Below are 20,886 nucleotides of genomic sequence, written 5' to 3'. Positions count from 1 at the left end.
TGACTTATCCACAGAGTTATCTATAAGCCTTTTTTAATGGCTTTGTTATGCTATGTCCCTGTGAATTCAGCAGTTAAGACATGAAAAAAAAATTAGTAAAATGTCAAGGATTGATCTAGTACTAAAAATCCCGTATCTTGTGTTGAAAATAAACTTTAACCACTAAGTATTGTGTTTATCCCTCAAACATCGTGGCATGCTTTTTGCTCGATTCAAACGGTCAATGAACATAAAAATAGATGATAATGGAGCTATGCTGACATGAGCATCATCACTTCTACTCCTGGCCAACTTCAGGTCATTAAGCGCACCGGTGAGATTGCGCCATTTAATGCCGAGAAAATTTCTGTTGCGATTGGGAAAGCATTTCTAGCTGTTGAAGGTCAACAAGGTACTGACTCTAGTCGTATCCATGACCGCATCACCCAACTTACAGAAATGGTTATGAATACATTTAACCGTCGCCTACCTTCTGGTGGCACGATCCATATCGAAGAAATTCAGGATCAGGTTGAATTGGCCCTGATGCGTACTGGCGAGCAAAAAGTTGCCCGTGCGTATGTGATCTATCGTGACCAACGCGCAAGTGCCCGTCAGCAAACTGGTGCGAACCATCACCCTACTCTTCAGATCACCGACAGCAATGGCCAGCTCCAGCCATTAGATCTTGATGCGTTGACTGCAACCATCCAGACGGCAAGCGAAGGTTTGGAAGGTATTGATGTTCAAGCGATCGTTGATGAGACTGTTAAAAACTTATATAACGGCGTAAAAGAAAGCGATATCGCGACGACCATGATGATGGCGACCCGTACGCGTATCGAACAAGAGCCAAACTATACTTATGTGACTGCACGTTTATTATCAAATGAATTGGTGAGCACAGGTCTTGAATTCTTAGGTCTACCTTCAGATACACCTGAAGGCAATGCTTTAGAAACCTTCTTGAAGAAAGGTATTGAGCTTGATCTTCTTTCTGCTGACCTGCTTGACTTTGACCTTGAAAAATTGGCAGCTGCAATCAAGCCAGAGCGCTCAAACCAGTTTACCTATTTAGGTCTACAAACTTTATTTGACCGTTACTTCATTCACTCGAATGGTGTACGTTTCGAATTACCACAATTATTCTTTATGCGTGTATCAATGGGTCTTGCACTCAACGAAGAACATAAAGAAGACCGCGCAATCGAATTCTATGACTTATTGTCTAGCTTCGATTACATGGCATCTACACCAACCCTGTTTAACTCAGGTACGTTACGTCCACAGTTATCAAGCTGTTACTTAACCACAATTGGTGATGACCTGTATGACATTTACGGCGCAATGCGTGACAACGCAATGCTGTCAAAATGGGCGGGCGGTTTAGGTAATGACTGGACACCTGTACGTGCATTGAACTCTTATATCAAAGGCACCAACGGTAAATCACAAGGTGTTGTACCATTCCTTAAAGTTGCGAATGATACAGCGGTTGCGGTTAACCAGGGTGGTAAGCGTAAAGGTGCAGTCTGTGCGTACCTCGAAACTTGGCACTTGGATGTTGAAGAATTCCTAGAGCTACGTAAAAACACAGGTGATGACCGCCGTCGTACCCATGACATGAACACTGCAAACTGGGTTCCTGATCTATTCATGCAACGTGTATTTGAAGATGCGGAATGGACGCTGTTCACCCCTTCTGAAACACCAGACCTGCATGACTTAACAGGTGCTGAATTTGCTGAGCGTTATGCACACTACGAAGCTGTAGCAAAAGAACAAAACATGCTACACAAGAAAGTACGTGCGAAAGACTTATGGCGCAAAATGCTTTCGATGTTATTCGAAACAGGTCATCCGTGGATCACGTTCAAAGATGTATGTAACTTACGTTCACCACAACAACACGTGGGCGTGGTTCACTCATCGAACTTGTGTACAGAAATCACCTTAAATACCAACCAAGACGAAATCGCGGTATGTAACTTAGGTTCGATCAACCTTGTACAACACGTTCAAGGTGGTGTGTTAGACCGTGAGAAGCTTGCTCGTACAGTAAAAACTGCGGTACGCATGCTCGATAACGTAATCGACATCAACTACTACGCTGTTCCACAAGCGAAAAACTCAAACATGAAACACCGCCCTGTGGGTATGGGTATCATGGGCTTCCAAGATGCATTATATGAAATGAATCTTGCTTACGGTTCTGACGCAGCAGTTGATTTTGCTGATGAATCGATGGAAGTGATCAGCTACTACGCAATCGAAACATCAAGCAATCTTGCAATCGAACGTGGCGCTTACTCGACATTCAAAGGTTCATTGTGGGATCAAGGCATCCTACCAATCGACTCTTTAGAAATCGTTGCAAAATCACGTCCAGAACGCATGTTCGAAGTAGATCGCACTCAACGTTTAGACTGGGACACTTTACGTGCCAAAGTTCAAAAAGACGGTATGCGTAACTCGAATGTAATGGCGATTGCACCAACAGCAACTATTTCAAACATTTGTGGCGTGTCTCAATCAATTGAGCCGACATTCCAGAACTTGTATGTGAAATCTAACCTGTCTGGTGAATTCACTGTGATCAACCCTTACCTTGTTCGTGCATTAAAAGAACGTGGTCTTTGGGATACAGTGATGGTAAACGACCTGAAACACTTTGAAGGTTCGGTTCAAAAGATTGCACGTATTCCTGACGAATTAAAAGCAATCTTCGCAACAGCGTTTGAAGTTGATACGCGCTGGATCGTAGATGCTGCATCACGTCGTCAAAAATGGATCGACCAAGCACAGTCATTGAACCTTTATATCGCTGGCGCGAACGGTAAGAAACTTGACATCACTTATAAGATGGCATGGTTACGTGGTCTTAAAACCACATATTACCTCCGAGCTTTAGGTGCGACCTCTGCTGAGAAATCAACCATTAATACGGGTGCACTCAATGCAGTAAAACCAGCATCGGTTGAAGCGCCTGTTGTTGCAGCAGCACCTGCGGCGGTTGCAGAGAAAAAACCAGAAACTCCAGTTGAAGAAGATGGTTTTACGACAGCAGCACCAGTACCAATGGCTTGTTCAATCGACAATCCAGACTGTGAAGCTTGTCAGTAATTAAATCCGCATACGCCCTTCTCACTCTGGAAGGGCCTTGCAAGATTTAAATCTATAGAGGCATAGATCATGTTCCATCTCAGTCATAATTATCAATTTGGTGTGATTGTTCTGATTTGTGCCTTTCTAGTGTTTTATATCCCCCTCGTTTACGCGTTTTTTAAAATACGTAGACAACAGCGTAATCAAAATAAGTCTTAGGGATTGTCAGTGCCCACTGGTCACTTATAAAAAATCAATCAATAAAACTTAATTTTGCTTACACAAATTGAGCGTATAGTAAGGACATCTTCTTGATTGAGATGTCTTCATAAAAGATATAAAGCAACGAAGAGAGAATTGATATGTCTATCCTTAGTTGGGACGATTTTGAAGATGATTCGCAAAAACCGACTGCACCTGAACACAAGTCTGCGCCCATCGACACGCAAAAAACGGTTAATACGCAAGTGGTATCTGATTCAGAGCAATCATCGCCGCGCGTGGCAGCTCCACAATCCGCTGGAACCAGTACCGTGCGATCAACAGATTCAGCCGATTCGCTGGCTCGAGCATCTGCAGCCCTAGAACACCTAGACGTTGCACCGGGTTTAGAAGAACTTGAAATGGGCGCTCAGCGCGTTCAGGTTGATGATAAAGCCATGATCAACTGTCGTGCAGACTTGAACCAGCTTGTTCCATTCAAATACGAGTGGGCTTGGCAGAAGTACCTCGACGGGTGCGCAAACCACTGGATGCCACAAGAAGTCAACATGAACCACGATATCGCACTTTGGAAGTCTGAAAATGGCTTAACCGAAGATGAGCGTACCATTATCATGCGTTCTTTAGGTTTCTTCTCGACTGCCGATTCATTGGTTGCAAACAACTTGGTATTGGCGATTTACCGTCACATTACCAACCCAGAATGTCGTCAGTACATCTTGCGTCAAGCATTTGAAGAAGCGATTCACACACATGCTTACCAATACTGTATCGAATCTTTGGGTATGGACGAAGGCGAAGTCTTCAACATGTACCGCGAGATTCCAAGTGTTGCGCGTAAAGCATCATGGGGCTTGAAGTACACTCAATCTTTAAGTGATCCTACTTTCAACACAGGCACACCTGAAAACGACCAACGTTTACTTCGTAACTTGATCGCATTCTACTGTGTTCTTGAAGGGATCTTCTTCTACTGTGGCTTTACTCAAATCTTGAGTATGGGTCGTCGTAACAAGATGAATGGTGTTGCTGAGCAGTTCCAATACATCTTGCGTGATGAGTCTATGCACTTGAACTTCGGTATCGACATGATCAACCAGATCAAGATCGAGAACCCGCACTTGTGGACTGCTGAGTTCCAAGAAGAAGTGATTCAAATGATTCTTGAAGGCACTATGCTTGAGATCGAATATGCGCGTGACACCATGCCACGTGGTGTATTGGGTATGAACGCAAGCATGATGGAAGAATACTTGAAGTTCATCTGTAACCGTCGTTTAGCGCAACTTGGTTTACCAGAGCAGTTTGCTGGTGTAACTAACCCGTTTGGCTGGATGTCTGAGATGATGGACTTGCGTAAAGAGAAGAACTTCTTTGAAACGCGTGTAACGGATTACCAAACTGGTGGTGCGTTAAGCTGGTAAGTTTGATTAACAACCGCTGAATGACAGTTGATGTGAGATTTTTGACACATATTTCGAGATTGTTACAAATCCCATCAACTACATTAATTAAAAAATAGAGCCTAATGGCTCTATTTTTTATCAGTGAATCAAATCAAAATTTGCTAAATATTGATACTCTTTAGAATCTATAGCAAAAGAAGCCTTTAAACCATCGAAAACTAACTTACCAACTTCATCATCTAAATTTAGAATCACTTGGATAATATTGCTTAATAGAAGCTCGCTTGAGTAAACAGTATTATCAAGCATCTCTATAATTTCTTTATATTTAAATCATAAACCCTCATGCACCTTACTTATTAATATAGCAATATCTTTCGTGATTTCTCTTTGCAAGCCACAATATAGAAACCAAGTATTTACAGTTTTTTGTGGGTAAACTATAGCCCTGTCTTGCTACAAGATCTAAAACTTTCTGATAAACCTTCTGCTTTACTTACTTCAATAGAGAGTAGCTACACTCTATATCAGCAGAAATATCCCTTTCATCTATCCTTATCTTGTTCAACATGCCTACGCCACTGACCTGGAGTTATGCCCTTCCAACGTTTGAAAGCTTGAGAAAATGCTGAGTCATCACTATACCCAGTCCGTACTGCGATTTCATTGATTGATAGCTCGCTATCCTGTAAAAGTTCGCAGGCGAGTTGTTGTTGTACCGAAGCAAATATTTTACGGAAAGATGTTCCTTCTGCTTGGAGACGACGCTTGAGTGTGCGTTCAGAGGTATACAGTAATTTCGCCAGATGCGGTAAATCTGGTACAAGATTTCCAGTTGGAAGGAGTAATTGGGAACGCACCAATTCGACTATGCCATAACGAACTCTTCGGCGCTCTTGCAGTGCCGCACACATCTGCTCCCCTAAAGAGGCTGCTAAGGGATTTGCATTTGGAAGACGCAAATTAAGGTCGTGAGCATTTAGCATCAGAGTATTCCCCTCTGCACCTAACTTCACAGGACAATGTGCCCAATTCATAAACTCATCACATATTGGATCAACCGTTGAACGTGGAATAGTAAGTTCGACCAAACTTAGTACACAGGTCGCACCTGCTACTTCCGAAATTAGGCGAACTGTACCTGCCAAATCACGATGAGCTAGAAAGGATCGAACTGGTTCATCCACAGGCGGTGGTTGGAAATTTGCGACAATGTATTGCTCAGTCTGATGAATGTCGACCTTGGTAAATGCGGAGGTTAGTTTCTGAAATCGCAGCGCTAAGGAAAGTGCATCTCCGACAGTTGCACTACTCATTAGTGCAAGCCCCCAAACACCATATGTGGTAAAGCCGTAACGAAGACCAACTTCCAGACCAAGAAGAGGAGGATTTTTTAATGCCTTGATCAAGTTATTGATCACAAGTAATTCTTGCTCAGCCTGAATCTCGACATTAGGATCAACTAGATGCTCATGAGCAAGTCCAGTTTTGCGAAGTAATACTTCAGATTGAACTCCACGCTCTTCTCCAAATTTAACCAGTAAATTAACACTGGATGGATCACGAACTGTCAGCCAGTAGTCCATCTCCGCCTCTCTTTTGAGCCATTTGGCCTAAATTATAAACTCATTTGGCCTATCTCAACATAGTCGATGTCCCCATATTCATTGGTAAGATTATAAGCACAACTTCTAAGGTTTAAGCCATTAAAACCAATATCTTTGACCTCGGAGTAATAGCCTATACATGTGAATGAGCGGAGATTTTAATGAGCATTGCGAAAGAATTAATGAAACGGGCACTGTTTACACGTCTTCCTGAGAATCCAAATCGAGTTAAACCAGTGGAGTCTTGCAATACAACTATTTTTATTATGCTAAAACGGCAGCCTAATCTACCCCAGAGTGAATTTTTTCAGCAACTATTAACTACAGTGGCTTCTCAAATCTCTAATACGCAAAAAAAACTAGGGTATGTGTCCTTTCGACAATTTCACGATGTCAGCATGAGTGGTGTCCTGATGGCTCCCTTTATTTTTGCGAGAAGCTCCGCAGTATCTCATTTCCTGTGCACAATCAGTGGTGTAACTCCAGCAGCACCTTTTTCCGTTAATTATAAACCGCATTTCGATGCGCTATTAGAGTTGCAATTCGATACCAAGCTTTCATCTCAGCAAATTGAAACACTTAAGAATATAAGTGATTCACTGCATGCTATCGCATCCAGTGTGGTATTGAATGAAAGTGATCGACGCTTCACTGTATATGAAAACGGCAGAAGCGACATTGAGAACCCTGTTCATATTACAGTTTTGACCCGATGCCCACTAGGTAAGACGAGACAGCAGGCACAAGACTATTGGATTGATCAACACGCTAAGCTTGTAGTAGATAACGTTAGTTTAATTTCTATGATTGGCTATGATCAGATTCATACCGTCAGAGAACCGTCACTAAATTTTGAAAATCCTTACGACGGTGTAGCATTTATTACCTATAAAGATATCAAACACTTCCTATCGAACTATACCGCGGGTACGGAAACTCTCAGATTCAACAATACGTTGGTGGTTGATGAAATTCAACTAACCGTAAATTCTGATGTTTTGCTATTACGCGAATATCAGATGAATAACTCAACAACACTTTCAAACTGAATAGAGAGTTTACCAATATGACAACCCTACCAAATCGCCGTGATGTCTATTTTTATTCTCATGGCCTCAAATGCCACGGTTGGTTATACCTGCCTGATAGCAAAAAGCCAGCACCAGTTATCGTAATGGGGCATGGTCTAGGTTCTGTAAAAACTATGCGCCTTCCGGCATATGCCGAACGCTTTTGCGAAGCAGGCTATGCTTGTTTACTATTTGACTACCGTCATTTTGGTGACAGTGAAGGGCAGCCTCGTCAGTTATTAGATATTCAAAAACAGCTTGAAGACTGGCAAGCAGCCATAAACTTTGTTCGGGACAGTGAGGACGTTGACGGAACTAGAATCGTTTTGTGGGGCACTTCATTTGGAGGTGGTCACGCAATAGCTGCGGCTGCGGCCGACAAACGAGTTTCTGGCGTTATATCACAATGCCCATTCACCGATGGTTGGGCATCAAGCATGGCCATAAACCCTATCTCCTCTATGAAAATCATGCCACTCGCTATTGCCGATCAGATTGGCGCTTGGCTAGGTGCCGAACCCAAATACATAGCAACCAGCGGAAAGCCTCTATCAAGAGCTCTCATGACTACGCCAGATGCTCTTTCGGGCTATTTTAGCCTTATGCCCAAAGATAACTCCGTAAAAAACTATGTGGCCGCCCGCATCGCATTAAACATCATGCGTTATTATCCAGGTAGGGATGCTGCCAAGCTCAATTGCCCTGCTTTCTTTGCTGTGTGTTCTACAGATTCGGTAGCTCCATCGAAGGCAACCCTGCGCCATGTACGCAAGGCACCTCAGGGTGAAATCCATATATACGAGGAAGGTCACTTCGACATTTATCTTGGTGAAGCTTTTGAAAAGGTAGTCACAGATCAACTTAAGTTTCTGCTTCGTATAATGCCAGTGTAGTATGTTTAAAAGCAGTCTTTTTTGATTGTTCTAGTACAAATCTGCGCAGCCATACATCTATATTGGATAATAATGTGCGCAGATTTTTGTTCAATAATGATGCATTTCGTAGAATTTAATCATACTTACTATTTTCCCACATTAAAAACTTTTTATTAGATTCTTAATTAAAAGAATTCCATGATATGGGAAAATCTTAACTTATGTGACACAAATTCTTAAAAAATCCTAACTTATGGAGCAAAATCAGTTAAGATTATCTGTCACAAAAAAACTTAAAGCATTTGATTTATTTAACTAATTTTATCTCAAACTATCTGTCATTTAACGATGCCACGTTGTTATCTAATAATAACGTGGCATAAGATTATAAATATCTTATGTTGTATATTATTCTTATCTCAGTAGCAAAAACATTTTTAGATTTTAACCTTTATTTATCTCACGTTTAGATTATTAATAACAAATAACGAGCTTTCGAATCCAATGTCTTACGTTCGCCTTAAATGGTTTTTTATTGTATTAATTCTTACAATATTAGGAATCTACCTCACTATTATAACGGCAGCAAAATATGAGTGGCTGGGCGAAAAGCCACAAAATAAAATTATTGGTAGTGTAGAGAGCCCTTTCCAAAGAGAAATGCAACAATATTGTACAGGCATAAAAATCACTCCCAGTGGAACATGGTTAGTCGCCCGAAGTGATTCCACATATTTTAGTTATGATAAGCCTAGCAAATCTTTCGATCTAAACACATTACTCCCTCCTAAAAAAGCTGACGAGTACAGCAACTTCCTCGGATTCAGTAAAGAGATACCGATCACATACATCTCACGACTTAATGATCAGGGGCATTTCGAAGAAGTCGCACGATTTGAAGGAGTGGGTTGTTTAGTGCCCATATTAAATAGCGTATTAGTCTTAACGGATCTTAATAAAGGTCAACAAGATTATTCAAAACAAACTGCCGTATTCCGTAGTGATGATCAAGGCCGTCATTGGAAAATTCAGAACGAAGGCTTTTTTCCTCAGTTGAGCAACAAGCATGGACGGTTCGTCCTACAGCATATAAAGACAATGCACTCTGGGTATGGAAAGACTTTTCCTTTGAGCAACCAACAGAAGGACTGGCAGCTAATCAACCAAGTGGACTTTATTTTTCTAAAGATCAAGGAAAAAATATAGAAACCATTATGGCTTCTGCCCCTCTTCTATTTGATATCACTTCTCTGACAGATAAATCCAATTTAGCCCCAGACTGGAAGGCCGATGATCTTGGAGAAATAAAAGCTTTTATTACTCAGTTACATGATGATCATGCAATCTTATGGGTAACACAGGTTTTTAGTCGAGCTCTAACTACAGGCTCATTCCAAGTGACGACCCAAGCTAAACTTGATCGAATCAATGATAAATGGGTCATGGGTGAAGTTAAGCGCATTCAGGGTTTAGCAATCAAGAAATTAGCGCAGAATACCCAAGGTAAAGTTATTACCATTCAGAATTATATGGATCAAGATCAAGATGTGATTGCAGAGTTACTCCCAGAAAATTTAAGTTGGAAAATACATGGAACTTTACCCCATCCTTTTTCACCTTTTAATGGTTCTTCATATGTTTATGATATTTGGATAACCCATGATGCACTTTTGATTACCATAATGAGTGAACATATTGCAGCGCGCATTTTGCAACCAAGTACTTGGCGCAAACCAACAAGCTCTGGAGGAACAGTTTCTGCAAATGCAGTCTTTTATTCAAAAGACTGGGGTACATCTTGGCAAAAATTAGCAATTAAAGGCTATCTCAGAGTACTAGGAGTTGAAGCAAACTCTGACCAAGTTTTTTGGGTAGATGGCTCAGTGTATGAGAGTAAAAAAGACACCCATATTTATAGCCATCAATTAAAATAAAAAAACTTATTGAGAAGAGGTCATCCTTGCAATACCTCTTCTCCCGTACCAAAGGTATTACTATCCTCTATCAACCAGCCTACTCCGATACTCCAGCACAATTGCATAAACATTCAGATAACGGATTTTTAAAAATTATTCCAGATTTTTTCGATATTGGATAAAACCAGCATTTATAGCAATGTTGTCATAAAGCCTTCTGGCCTGCTCATTACTTTCATGCGTTAACCAGTAGACACGCGAACATTGTCTTTCAGCCGCTTTTTCATAAACGGCTTCAATCAATTTGCGCCCCAAACCTTTTACCCGCGCATTCGGTACAACAAATAAATCCTGTAAATAGCAATAGTCGCCTATCGTCCATGTACTTCGATGAAAAATAAAATGCACAAAACCAATCAGCTTCTCTTGTTCTTCAATAACCAGACAGTACATCGCTTCATCAGGATCAAGTAAACGAGAAAATGTTTTTTCTGTAATTTGAGGATCGATCTCAACCTGATAAAAAGCTTGGTATCCTTGCCATAATGACATCCAGTTTTGCTGATCTTGCTGGCACAGCTGTCTTAATTTCACTTTATAATTTCCATTTGCACTTCTAATCTTCAAAAGCATAAGCCAACCCTGAACAGAAGGCAGTGCCAATCGGCTTTTTTCACCAGAACCAATTTACTAACGTTATATTTGGTTAAAATGTGACACACTTCTCTAAACCATAAACGAGAGATTTTCCACCACTTTACACAATATAAATACATAAAATAATTAAAAGCGACTTGATTAGTACACTTTGAAACATTCGTTAACTAAAACACTGTCTAATTTAAAGTAAAATTCATGAACTAACTCCTCCAACGTCTGTTTCAAGGCCATCCCTTGACTGATGTGCCTTTATTGCGTCTGTATCATCATTTAAATTCTTTCTCTCTATATCGTTTGTCATATAGAGCGTCATTTAATTTTTAAGGTAAATTGAATGAAAAAATTTTGGAAATATTTATTAGTACTGCTCGTAGTACTAATTATTATTGCAATTGCCTTTCTTTTTAGACCAGTTGCGTCTAAGGCAATTAAAACTGCAAATGACGAGCCGACTGTCGATGTTGTACTCATCGGCGGCGGGATCATGAGTGCCACTTTAGGTACTTACCTCAACGAATTACAACCAGACTGGAACATCCGCATGTATGAACGTCTTGATGCTGTTGCACAAGAAAGTTCAAACGGTTTTAACAATGCGGGTACAGGTCACTCTGGCTTTATGGAAATGAACTATACCGAAGAAAAAGACGGTAAAATGGACATTTCTAAAGCCATCAACGTGGCAAGCCAGTTCGAAATTGCAAAACAGTTCTGGGCTTACCAAGTCAAACAAGGTGTGCTTGAAACGCCAAATACATTCATCAACCCAGTACCGCATATTGCGTTTGTCTGGGGCGACAATGTGAACTTTATGGAAAAGCGTTATGCGGCCATGGTTCAACATCCATTATTCGCTGGCATGAAGTTGAGTGAAGACAAAGCTGAAATTCAACAATGGGCTCCATTGGTGATGGACGGTCGTGATCCTCAACAAAAAGTTGCTGCAACGCGTATGGACGTAGGTTCTGACGTGAACTACGGCGCAATCACCAAACAGTTGATTGGCAACCTCGAAAAGAGTCCAAACTTCAAGCTAAGCACTTCAACAGAAGTCACTGGTATTAGTAAAAATGACGACAATACTTGGTCTGTCGCTTTCAAAGATGTGAAGTCTGGCAAAGTTGATCATGTAAAAACGCGTTTTGTGTTTATTGGTGCGGGCGGTGCTGCAATCAAATTATTGCAAATGACTGGTCTTCCTGAAGCTCAACAATACGCTGGCTTCCCTGTAGGTGGTGAGTTCCTTGTAACTGACAATCCAGCGGTAACTGCAAAACACACAGCTAAAGTGTATGGCCGTGCTGATCTTGGTGCGCCTCCAATGTCTGTTCCACATATTGATACCCGTTATATCGACGGTAAAAAATATGTATTGTTTGGCCCATTCGCAACCTATTCAAACAAGTTCCTAAAAAATGGTTCACAACTTGATTTGCTTGCATCGACCAACAAGAACAACGTGTTGCCTATGGCTGCAATTGGTCTACAAAATGCGGACCTTGTACAGTATCTCGTAAGCCAGGTATTGATGTCGGATGCTGACCGTTTCAACGAGTTGAAAAAATACTACCCTGAAGCAGATCCAAAAGACTGGCATCTACAACAAGGTGGTCAACGTGTTCAGATCATCAAGAAAGAACCGGGCAAACCAGCTAAATTGCAATTCGGTACAGAAATTTTTGCATCTAAAGACAAATCTGTAACGGCGTTGTTGGGTGCTTCTCCGGGTGCATCTACTTCACCTTACATCATGCTTAACTTGCTTGAAAAAGCATTCCCAGAGCAAACCAAAGGTGTGTGGAATGACAAGTTGCACGAGATTGTCCGTTCTTATGGTCAAGACCTTGCCAATGATCCAGCATTGCTTGATCAAATCCGTCATTATTCAAGCTCAACACTTGGCTTGAACTATACGACACCAGCAAACTTGGTTCCTGCGAAAAAAGTCGTAAAAGCTGAAGCTGTTGCTCAGTAATTCTGCTTAGGAATGAGTTCAAAAGGGAGGAGTTTCGGCTCTTCCCTTTTTTGTTTTATTTTTTTCTGTGCCTTTTAAATCTATGCCTTCCGATGTAAGCCCCTCAGCTTTTGCCGCATTTGCCTGTCGTGACTTTAAGTTATTGACCATCAATCAATGCTGCTTAACCTTTGCGGTTTTGATTCAGGAAGTACTAATTGCTTTTCATCTTTATCAAATTACCAAGAATCCACTCATCCTCGGTCTGGTTGGGATCATGGATTTCTTACCCTTTTTGGCGCTCTCTTTATGGGGCGGATATATTGCTGACCGTTTTAATCGTCAGCGTATTTTGCAGATCAGCTTTAGTATTGCCATTCCCCTTTCCATCACCTTATGGCTGTGCTTCGACCTGTTTCAGTCGGATAAAATCACAACCACCATCTTACTGATTTCGACTTTTAGTCTTTTATTTGTATTTGGCTGCATTCGCGGTATTTATAGTCCGTGCTTTAACTCATTACGACCTTTTGTCGTGCCCGAACATCTTTATACCAATGCTGCAACATGGACCAGCATGTGCTGGCAGGCCTGCGGTATCCTTGCTCCCGTGATCGGTGGTTTTTTGCTGGCGCATCTTAATCTGGATATTACCTTTGGCGTTATTGTCGGATTATTTATGACAGGCAGTGTGGCGCTCTGGCGTTTACAAAAAAGACAATTTCCACAGCTTCAAACTGAATCGATTGCCAAAAGCCTGCAACAGGCACTGCAATTTATTTTTAAAAATAAAATTATTTTCTGGGCCATGTTTCTCGATCTTGGCTCGGTATTTTTTGGTGGCATCATTGCCCTGCTACCAATTTTTGCGCAGGATGTATTACATATCGGTGCCGACGGTTTCGGTCTATTGCGTGCTGCGCCTGCGTTTGGCGGCTTGATCATGATGATGATTCTAGTTCGTTATCCACCCAAACATAAACCTTGGCAGATCATGTTAATGGCCGTTGCAGGATTTGGTTGTTGCACATTGTTATTTGCTGTTACCAGACACCTCTATTTTTCTGTCGCAGTTCTCATTATTATGGGAGCTTGTGACAGTATCAACATTGTCATTCGTCAAACCATACTGCAACTTATTCCCCCCAAGGACATGCTTGGACGTATTGCTGCCATTAATGGCATCTTTGTCACGTCTAGTAATGAGCTAGGCGCATTGCAGTCCAGTGTGATGACACGCTTTTTCAGCGTGGTTCCAGCAATGTTGATCGGCGGCACGCTTTCTTTGCTCTGTGTGGCTTTAACCAGTGTCAGAAGCAAAGCGTTATTTAAATTTCGTTTTTAAATTCTTTTATATCGCTGTTTAGAAAAATCAATGTAAGTCATATGAAACACACTTTGCCCGCATCCTCTGGTGCATCCAGGTTCATTATTGTTTCCATTTTTGTATGGCTGGTACTTTTGTGCCTGCAATCCATCTATATCGTGATTATTGGCGGCAGCGCTTATCTTTTCTGGACCTCTTTTGGCTTACTGATCTTAAATGTACTCAGCCTTCATCCAACCATTTTAAAAAACCGAATTGCCACCGTTGTGACGGCAGCCTTGCTGATTTATCTGGTGCTTAACTCACTGTTTTGCACTTATCTGATTGTCGCATTCTATTGTATTTTCCATTTATATTCCGATGAGTATAAGAATAAACGCTTGATCAAACTGGCAGGCTTATTTCTGATCATGATTATTTTTGCGCTCTATCAAAGCCAGTCCCTACATGAACTAAAACAAAAATATGCACCATATGAAACAGGTGAAACTTGGCAACAACACGGCGCTTTATAAAACTATCCAATAAAAAAACCTCACATAACGTGAGGTTTTTTTATTGCGAATACTAATCTTGCGAATCAGGATACAAAGGACGGTTTCCGGGACTAATGCGGTTGATATGCAAGAAAGTCATGTGACGTTCATACTTATCGAGAATGTCATTAATCACCTGTTCTTTGGTGTATCCCACCAAGTCATTGTCCTGCGAACCTTCATACAGGAACGTTTCTAAACGATAGTAATGTTGCTTACCACGTTTACCACGCTCACTAAAGGTCGGCGCGATATAACGCACAGGCCAGATCTGGTAAACGAAGTTATGCTCTTCTTCGATGTAAATAGTGAGATCAAGATGATACAGCGCATCACTCTCTTCCACTTCACCTTGCGTGACTTCGACACTCATGCCACGCTTGACCAGTTCATCCGCAACGGTCTGAACAGCAGGTTTACATACACTGTCGAGCATACGTTGGGTTTCGCTGCTGCCAGGATGATGCATAACGCGAGACAAACGCTGTTTCCAGTTTAGAATATCAACGTTACCCACCACAGGCGCTGCATTCAGGCTGCGACTGGCTTTACGATAATCTTCTAAGCGCAAGGACTTATACAGACCTGCCATTACCAGCAACATAACAAAACTAAACGGCAATCCCATGATGACCGTGGCACTTTGCAAGGCGGTAATCCCGTTTGCCATCAGCATGGCAACCGTCAATAAGCCAATTGCAGTGGCCCAGAAGATACGTAACCAACGCGGCGCATCATTATCAACATTGGAGAATTTAGTGGTGAAATTACCCAGTACCAACGCGCCAGAATCTGCTGAAGTCACATAGAACAGTAAACCCGTAATGGTGGCAATACCCGCAATAAAGGCAAAGCCTGGATATTGAGCAAGCAAGTCATAGAAACCATGCGCAGGATCGGTCAATACCGTTTGTGCCAGTGCCGTATTTCCATCAAAGATCACGCTATGTAAGGCACTATTACCAAAAATAGATAACCAAGTAATGGTGAACAATAATGGAATAATCAAGGTACCACAGACAAATTCACGGATGGTACGACCACGGGAAATACGTGCCAGAAACAGACCAACAAATGGAGACCAAGCCACCCACCATGCCCAGAAGAACAAGGTCCAGCTATTCATCCAGTCTTTTGGACGGTCAAAGGCAAAGCTTTCCAGTGCCAGACTCGGGAAACGACTAATATAATCGCCAAAGTTTTGTACCAGTGCATTGAGCAAGAATTCGGTATTGCCGAGGAACAATACAAACAGCATCAAGCCAATTGCAGCATAAATATTGATTTCAGATAAAATCTTAATGCCTTTATTGACCCCTGCTGTCACTGAAATAATGGTGACGATTACCGCAAGGCCAATCAGGGCAATCTGAATCCACAGGTTCTCTGGTAAGCCAAACAGTACATGCAGACCATAATTGATCTGTACCACCGCGATACCACAGGTGGTCGCAATACCAAAGATGGTACCAATGACAGCGGCAGTATCGACGGTATGGCCAATCGGGCCATCAATTTTATTACCAAAAATCGGGTATAACGCAGAACGGATGGTGAGTGGCAGATTATAGCGGTAACTAAAGTAACCTAACGCCATCCCGACCAGTGCATACATGCCCCAACCAGTTAAACCATAGTGGAACAGTGTCCACACCATCCCCTGACGAGCCGCCTCAAAGGTCTGACCTTCGCCAACAGGAGGATTCATATAGTGGGAGAGCGGCTCTGCAACCGAGAAGAACATCAAGTCTGTCCCGATCCCTGCCGCAAACAGCATGGCTGACCAGCTCAGTAGACTGAACTCAGGCTTCGAATGTTTTGGGCCAAGTTTGATATCGCCATAACGGGAACAGGCGATAAAGACCACAAAGACCAGATAAAGCGTCGCTGCTAACAAGTAGTACCAGCTAAATTTATCACTGACCCATGCCAGCACCACATTCAGCAAGTGGTTGGCAAAATCGTTAAAAAAAATCGTAACAAGTGCAAATGTTAAAATAAGTAGAGCTGAAACATAAAAGACCACACGATTCAAATGATCTTTATTCGCTAATGTAGAATCATCAACCGCTCTTGGATTATCTGTTGCCATACAATCCTCAGGGAGTTAGAGAACAAAAAGAAAATATTCATCCACGTCTTTCCACTGCATCTTCAATGAAAAGACATTTCTGAATAAAAAATGAAAAATAAAAGTCATTACCCAAATTACAATGTTTCTGATTTTTCAGTTGCAAAATGTGATGGTGGCGTTACTGGCGCTATTACTTGCGGCGGTTGAGGTCGTAAAGCATCCTGCTTCAGGGCTTTGGCTAACCCAAACATATACAGCAAAATAATAACGGAAAATGGCAAACCACAAAGTACCACGGCGCTTTGCATGGAGTGGAAACTCCCTACCAAAAGCAAGCCAATACTGACAATGGTAATGACCACAGACCAGAAAACTCTTAACCAAATTGGCGAATCACTTTCATTGCTACCCCCTTTCGAGGACAGATTTGCGATCATGAGTGTACCAGAACCCACTGGGGTCAAAAACAATACGAAACAAATCACAACAACAATGCCAGCAATATAGGGGTTGAATGGTAAATATTCGAGAAGCTTGAATAGAGATAAAGCCGCATCGGTCAACACCATATCACCGAGTGCTTGCTGCTTTTGATTTAAAATCAGATCAATCGCTGTATTTCCAAAAATCGAGATCCAGGCCAAGGTAAAGCCCAATGGCACCAGACAAACGCCCAGCACAACTTCACGAATGGTACGGCCTTTAGAAATACGTGCGATAAACATACCGACAAATGGCGCCCATGCAATCCACCATGCCCAGTAAAATACCGTCCATGCACCCTGCCATTCACCCGCTTTGGCATTGAAAAGATACATGTCAAAACTTTTACTAATGAAATGATCGAGGTAATCACCCGTGTTCTGCACCAGACCATTGAGTAAATGATTGGTTGGGCCAGTCAGGAATACAAATAACAACAAGGCATACAACAGACGCAGATTGATACGCGACAACCACGCCAGACCTTTTTCAATACCGATGACTGTTGTAATGGTCGCCACAAACATCATCAATAACACCACAGCAATCAGCGTTGTATGATTATTGGGAATATCTGGTACTAAATAATGGAGGCCCGACACCAGCACCAACGCACCAATGCCCAGATTGGTCACAAGGGAAATAACAGTCGCCAGAATTCCGAAACCATCGACAAAATCACCAACCAGACCATAAATACGTTCACCAAAAATCGGATATAACGCAGAACGCAGTGCCAGCGGCAAATCTAAACGGAAGGCAAAATAACCCAGCGTTACACCTAATAAGGCATACAGTACCCAGCCATGAATCCCCCAATGCAGGAAGCTATACATCATGGCATCCCGTGCCGCCTGAATCGTTCCGCCTGTACCTTCGGGTGGTCGCAAGAAGTGATCAACCGGTTCAGCCACGCCATAATAGAGCAAGGCGATACCAATCCCCGCCGAAAAGAGCATAGAGACCCACGCCAGATAACCGAACTCAGGTTTATCGTCATCTCGTCCTAAGGGAATTTGTCCGACACGCGAAAATGCCAGCCAGGCAACAAAACCTAAACACAGAATAATGACCAGCATGTAATACCAGCCAAATAATTTATTTGCCTGCCCTTGCACATAGGTCAGCCAGAACTGGCTTTGGGCTGGAAACAGTACAAACAATAGGCCAAAAATGCCTATACTGATTGCAGAGCTCCAAAAAACAAACAAATTTAAACGTATGGGTTCGGATGGGGATCCTTCATTACTTTTTGACACCATGTTTTTGCTCCTTGCAATTGGTGTATTTTTCTTAAAAAATAATGTGATAAGTCCTAGTGAGTACTTACCTTCTTATCCATAAGAAGCCTTGATTTCTTACTTTACATCTATTCTTGCCAAGCAAAAATTAATTGATTTTTACAGATTATACTTTTTATTGATTGAACGTTCAATCAATAAAAAGTATGATAAAAAAATGTTATGATGCTCTACATTGAGAAATGTTGAATAAAAAGCACCTTGGCAGGGCTTTAAATGGATAAGCATGACAAAGCGTAGAGTAAAACCGGAACATGTGCGACGTGAAGAAATTATTAACGCCGCATTTTATGTGATTTCTGAAGTGGGGTTATCCAATACCACCATTGCACAGATTGCAAAAAAGGCCGAACTATCAACCGGTATTGTGAGTCACTATTTTGGTGACAAGCAGGGTTTAATCAATACCTGTATGCAGGAGATGCTCAACGTTTTACGTCAGAAAACTGACCAATATAAAACCGAAGCAGATCCACATCCAGAAAGCCAGATCAAGGCCATTATTGATTCCAACTTTGATATTAGTCAGGTCAACAAACAAGCCATGCGGGTCTGGTTAGACTTTTGGTCTGCAAGTATGCACCTTCCCGAACTTGGACGTTTACAACGAATTAATGATCAACGCCTGTATTCCAACCTGAAACATTATTTCCTCATGTTGGTCGATGATAAACAACAGGCAAGCATTGCCGCCCGCGGATTGGCGGCTTTGATTGACGGATTATGGTTACGTGGCAGTTTAAGCAGTCATGACGAGTTTGACAGCCAGCTGGCACGTTCCATTGCTTACGATTACGTAAAAACGCAATTGCAATTTGCGAACAAGCCCTTGCAGGAGAAACAGAATGAGTGATGCACAAGTTCATCAATTGTATATCCACGGACGTTATGTCGCAGCGACCAGTGGTAAAACATTTACCAGTATTAACCCTGCCAACGGTGAAGTGATCGCAACACTTCAACAAGCGTCACAACAAGACATTGAAGCGGCTGTTCAAAGCGCACAACAAGGCCAGAAAATCTGGGCTGCCATGACCGCAATGGAACGTTCTCGTATCCTGCGTCGTGCAGTTGATATCTTACGCGAACGTAATGATGAACTGGCTCAGTTAGAAACCCTAGATACAGGTAAAGCCTACAGCGAAACATCGACTGTCGATATCGTAACGGGTGCCGATGTACTTGAATACTACGCAGGCCTTGCGACTGCCATTCAAGGCGAACAAGTTCCGCTTCGCGAATCAAGCTTCTTCTATACCCGTCGCGAACCCCTCGGTGTAGTGGCTGGTATCGGTGCATGGAACTATCCAATTCAAATCGCAATGTGGAAATCTGCCCCTGCCCTAGCTGCGGGTAATGCCATGATTTTCAAACCAAGCGAAACCACGCCACTGACTGCATTCAAACTTGCTGAAATCTATACCGAAGCAGGCTTACCAGACGGCGTATTTAACGTAGTACAAGGCGCTGGTCGTGATATCGGTCAATGGCTAACTGAACACCCAGTGATTGAAAAAATCTCGTTCACTGGTGGTGTCGAAACCGGCAAGAAAGTGATGGCAAGTGCTGCGGGTTCAACTTTGAAAGAAGTGACCATGGAACTTGGTGGTAAATCTCCACTCGTTATTTGTGATGATGCCAATCTTGACCGTGCTGCTGATATTGCAGTGATGGCCAACTTCTTTAGTTCTGGTCAGGTATGTACCAACGGTACGCGTGTATTTGTACCTAAAGCCATGCTTGCTGATTTTGAAGCAGCCGTTGTGGAACGTGTAAAACGTATTCGTATCGGTGATCCAATGGCTGAGCAAACCAATTTTGGTCCACTCACCAGCTTCCCGCATATGGAAAAAGTGTTGTCATTCATCGAGTCTGGCAAACAGCAAGGCGCGAAAGTGTTGATCGGTGGTGACCGTGCCACTGAAGGTGATCTAGCCAAAGGCGCATATGTATTACCAACCGTTTTCAGTGATTGCCAAGATGATATGGCGATTGTGCAGGAAGAAATCTTTGGCCCAGTCATGAGCATTCTTAGCTATGAAACTGAGGAAGAAGTGATTCGCCGTGCCAATGCCACAGATTTCGGTCTGGCAGCAGGCGTAGTGACTCAAGACATTACCAAAGCACATCGCATTATTCACCAGCTTGAAGCAGGTATTTGCTGGATCAATACATGGGGTGAATCCCCTGCGGAAATGCCAGTAGGTGGCTATAAACAATCAGGCGTAGGCCGTGAAAATGGCTTAACCACACTGGGTCATTACACCCGTATCAAATCTATTCAAGTTGAGTTAGGTGAGTATCAAAGCATTTTCTAATGCGCTCACCCTTCACCCTCAAGATTAATCCTATGTGCCACGCTATCACTTGA

At 42.2% G+C, this 20,886-nt stretch carries 16 protein-coding genes; 11 read left to right on the top strand and 5 right to left on the bottom strand.

Annotation, left to right across the window (positions count from 1 at the left end; all coding sequences use genetic code 11):
• The first annotated feature begins 261 nt into the window (after positions 1-261).
• The 3 genes from IEV36_RS14290 (at position 262) to IEV36_RS14280 (ending at position 4,730) form a co-directional block, all read left to right on the top strand.
• Positions 262-3,102: a ribonucleoside-diphosphate reductase subunit alpha gene (locus tag IEV36_RS14290; protein ID WP_004770761.1), complete on the top strand. Its 2,841-nt coding sequence runs from the start codon at positions 262-264 to the stop codon at positions 3,100-3,102.
• A gap of 69 nt (positions 3,103-3,171) precedes the next feature.
• Positions 3,172-3,303, top strand: a complete 132-nt coding sequence (locus IEV36_RS14285) for a hypothetical protein (protein ID WP_004655460.1) — start codon at positions 3,172-3,174, stop codon at positions 3,301-3,303.
• A 143-nt stretch (positions 3,304-3,446) separates the two neighbouring features.
• Positions 3,447-4,730 carry a ribonucleotide-diphosphate reductase subunit beta gene (locus IEV36_RS14280; protein WP_004770757.1) on the top strand — a complete coding sequence of 428 codons (1,284 nt, stop codon included), beginning with the start codon at positions 3,447-3,449 and terminating at the stop codon, positions 4,728-4,730.
• Between the two features lie 120 nt (positions 4,731-4,850).
• Here IEV36_RS14280 and IEV36_RS14275 read toward each other — a convergent pair whose 3' ends face one another.
• The gene (locus tag IEV36_RS14275) at positions 4,851-5,021 is read right to left on the bottom strand and encodes a hypothetical protein (RefSeq protein ID WP_005256166.1); all 171 of its coding nucleotides are present in this window, start codon (positions 5,019-5,021) and stop codon (positions 4,851-4,853) included.
• 236 nt (positions 5,022-5,257) lie between these two features.
• Entirely contained in the window at positions 5,258-6,298 is a 1,041-nt protein-coding gene (locus IEV36_RS14270) for an AraC family transcriptional regulator (RefSeq protein ID WP_005256165.1), read from the bottom strand.
• A gap of 182 nt (positions 6,299-6,480) precedes the next feature.
• Here IEV36_RS14270 and IEV36_RS14265 point away from each other — a divergent pair, with 182 nt between their 5' ends.
• The 3 genes from IEV36_RS14265 (at position 6,481) to IEV36_RS18845 (ending at position 10,198) form a co-directional block, all read left to right on the top strand.
• Complete coding sequence (locus IEV36_RS14265) at positions 6,481-7,368, top strand: hypothetical protein (protein WP_005256163.1); 888 nt, start codon at positions 6,481-6,483, stop codon at positions 7,366-7,368.
• 17 nt (positions 7,369-7,385) lie between these two features.
• Positions 7,386-8,282 (top strand): alpha/beta hydrolase, encoded by an 897-nt coding sequence (locus tag IEV36_RS14260; protein WP_005256162.1) that lies wholly within the window; start codon positions 7,386-7,388, stop codon positions 8,280-8,282.
• Between the two features lie 1,001 nt (positions 8,283-9,283).
• Entirely contained in the window at positions 9,284-10,198 is a 915-nt protein-coding gene (locus IEV36_RS18845; protein ID WP_227591694.1) for a hypothetical protein, read from the top strand.
• A 135-nt stretch (positions 10,199-10,333) separates the two neighbouring features.
• On the opposite strand, the gene IEV36_RS14250 is transcribed toward IEV36_RS18845, so the two are convergent.
• On the bottom strand, positions 10,334-10,774 hold the full coding sequence (locus tag IEV36_RS14250) for a GNAT family N-acetyltransferase (RefSeq protein ID WP_032864004.1): 441 nt from the start codon (positions 10,772-10,774) through the stop codon (positions 10,334-10,336).
• 400 nt (positions 10,775-11,174) lie between these two features.
• Between IEV36_RS14250 and mqo the strand changes: the two genes are divergently transcribed.
• The 3 genes from mqo (at position 11,175) to IEV36_RS14235 (ending at position 14,636) form a co-directional block, all read left to right on the top strand.
• On the top strand, positions 11,175-12,815 hold the full coding sequence (gene mqo / locus IEV36_RS14245) for a malate dehydrogenase (quinone) (protein WP_005256156.1): 1,641 nt from the start codon (positions 11,175-11,177) through the stop codon (positions 12,813-12,815).
• 82 nt (positions 12,816-12,897) lie between these two features.
• Positions 12,898-14,139 carry an MFS transporter gene (locus IEV36_RS14240; protein ID WP_005256155.1) on the top strand — a complete coding sequence of 414 codons (1,242 nt, stop codon included), beginning with the start codon at positions 12,898-12,900 and terminating at the stop codon, positions 14,137-14,139.
• Positions 14,140-14,180: 41 nt separating this feature from the next.
• The gene (locus tag IEV36_RS14235) at positions 14,181-14,636 is read left to right on the top strand and encodes a hypothetical protein (protein ID WP_005256153.1); all 456 of its coding nucleotides are present in this window, start codon (positions 14,181-14,183) and stop codon (positions 14,634-14,636) included.
• Positions 14,637-14,688: 52 nt separating this feature from the next.
• Here IEV36_RS14235 and IEV36_RS14230 read toward each other — a convergent pair whose 3' ends face one another.
• Both IEV36_RS14230 and IEV36_RS14225 read right to left on the bottom strand, forming a co-directional pair.
• Positions 14,689-16,749, bottom strand: coding sequence for a choline transporter (locus IEV36_RS14230; protein ID WP_005256151.1), 2,061 nt, complete (start codon positions 16,747-16,749; stop codon positions 14,689-14,691).
• A gap of 116 nt (positions 16,750-16,865) precedes the next feature.
• Positions 16,866-18,476: a BCCT family transporter gene (locus IEV36_RS14225; RefSeq protein WP_005256149.1), complete on the bottom strand. Its 1,611-nt coding sequence runs from the start codon at positions 18,474-18,476 to the stop codon at positions 16,866-16,868.
• Positions 18,477-18,741: 265 nt separating this feature from the next.
• On the opposite strand from IEV36_RS14225, the gene betI reads away from it, so the two are divergent.
• Positions 18,742-19,368, top strand: a complete 627-nt coding sequence (gene betI / locus IEV36_RS14220; protein ID WP_005228886.1) for a transcriptional regulator BetI — start codon at positions 18,742-18,744, stop codon at positions 19,366-19,368.
• Positions 19,361-20,833 (top strand): betaine-aldehyde dehydrogenase, encoded by a 1,473-nt coding sequence (gene betB, locus IEV36_RS14215; RefSeq protein ID WP_005256147.1) that lies wholly within the window; start codon positions 19,361-19,363, stop codon positions 20,831-20,833. Before betI ends, betB begins: the two co-directional genes overlap by 8 nt.
• The last annotated feature ends 53 nt before the right edge of the window (positions 20,834-20,886 follow it).

It is taken from the genome of Acinetobacter vivianii (assembly GCF_014635885.1).
GTDB lineage: Bacteria > Pseudomonadota > Gammaproteobacteria > Pseudomonadales > Moraxellaceae > Acinetobacter > Acinetobacter vivianii.
The sequence above is the reverse complement of the archived record's forward strand: the minus strand, read 5'-3'. Positions and strand labels throughout refer to the sequence as shown.

Coding starts and splice junctions, on each gene's coding strand:
- betI (WP_005228886.1), top strand. CDS start 18,742: ATGACAAAGCGTAGAGTAAAACCGGAACATGTGCGACGTGAAGAAATT.
- IEV36_RS14275 (WP_005256166.1), bottom strand. CDS start 5,021: ATGCTTGATAATACTGTTTACTCAAGCGAGCTTCTATTAAGCAATATT.
- IEV36_RS14285 (WP_004655460.1), top strand. CDS start 3,172: ATGTTCCATCTCAGTCATAATTATCAATTTGGTGTGATTGTTCTGATT.
- IEV36_RS14280 (WP_004770757.1), top strand. CDS start 3,447: ATGTCTATCCTTAGTTGGGACGATTTTGAAGATGATTCGCAAAAACCG.
- IEV36_RS14225 (WP_005256149.1), bottom strand. CDS start 18,476: ATGGTGTCAAAAAGTAATGAAGGATCCCCATCCGAACCCATACGTTTA.
- IEV36_RS14260 (WP_005256162.1), top strand. CDS start 7,386: ATGACAACCCTACCAAATCGCCGTGATGTCTATTTTTATTCTCATGGC.
- IEV36_RS14235 (WP_005256153.1), top strand. CDS start 14,181: ATGAAACACACTTTGCCCGCATCCTCTGGTGCATCCAGGTTCATTATT.
- betB (WP_005256147.1), top strand. CDS start 19,361: ATGAGTGATGCACAAGTTCATCAATTGTATATCCACGGACGTTATGTC.
- mqo (WP_005256156.1), top strand. CDS start 11,175: ATGAAAAAATTTTGGAAATATTTATTAGTACTGCTCGTAGTACTAATT.
- IEV36_RS14265 (WP_005256163.1), top strand. CDS start 6,481: ATGAGCATTGCGAAAGAATTAATGAAACGGGCACTGTTTACACGTCTT.
- IEV36_RS14290 (WP_004770761.1), top strand. CDS start 262: ATGAGCATCATCACTTCTACTCCTGGCCAACTTCAGGTCATTAAGCGC.
- IEV36_RS14230 (WP_005256151.1), bottom strand. CDS start 16,749: ATGGCAACAGATAATCCAAGAGCGGTTGATGATTCTACATTAGCGAAT.
- IEV36_RS14240 (WP_005256155.1), top strand. CDS start 12,898: ATGCCTTCCGATGTAAGCCCCTCAGCTTTTGCCGCATTTGCCTGTCGT.
- IEV36_RS14270 (WP_005256165.1), bottom strand. CDS start 6,298: ATGGACTACTGGCTGACAGTTCGTGATCCATCCAGTGTTAATTTACTG.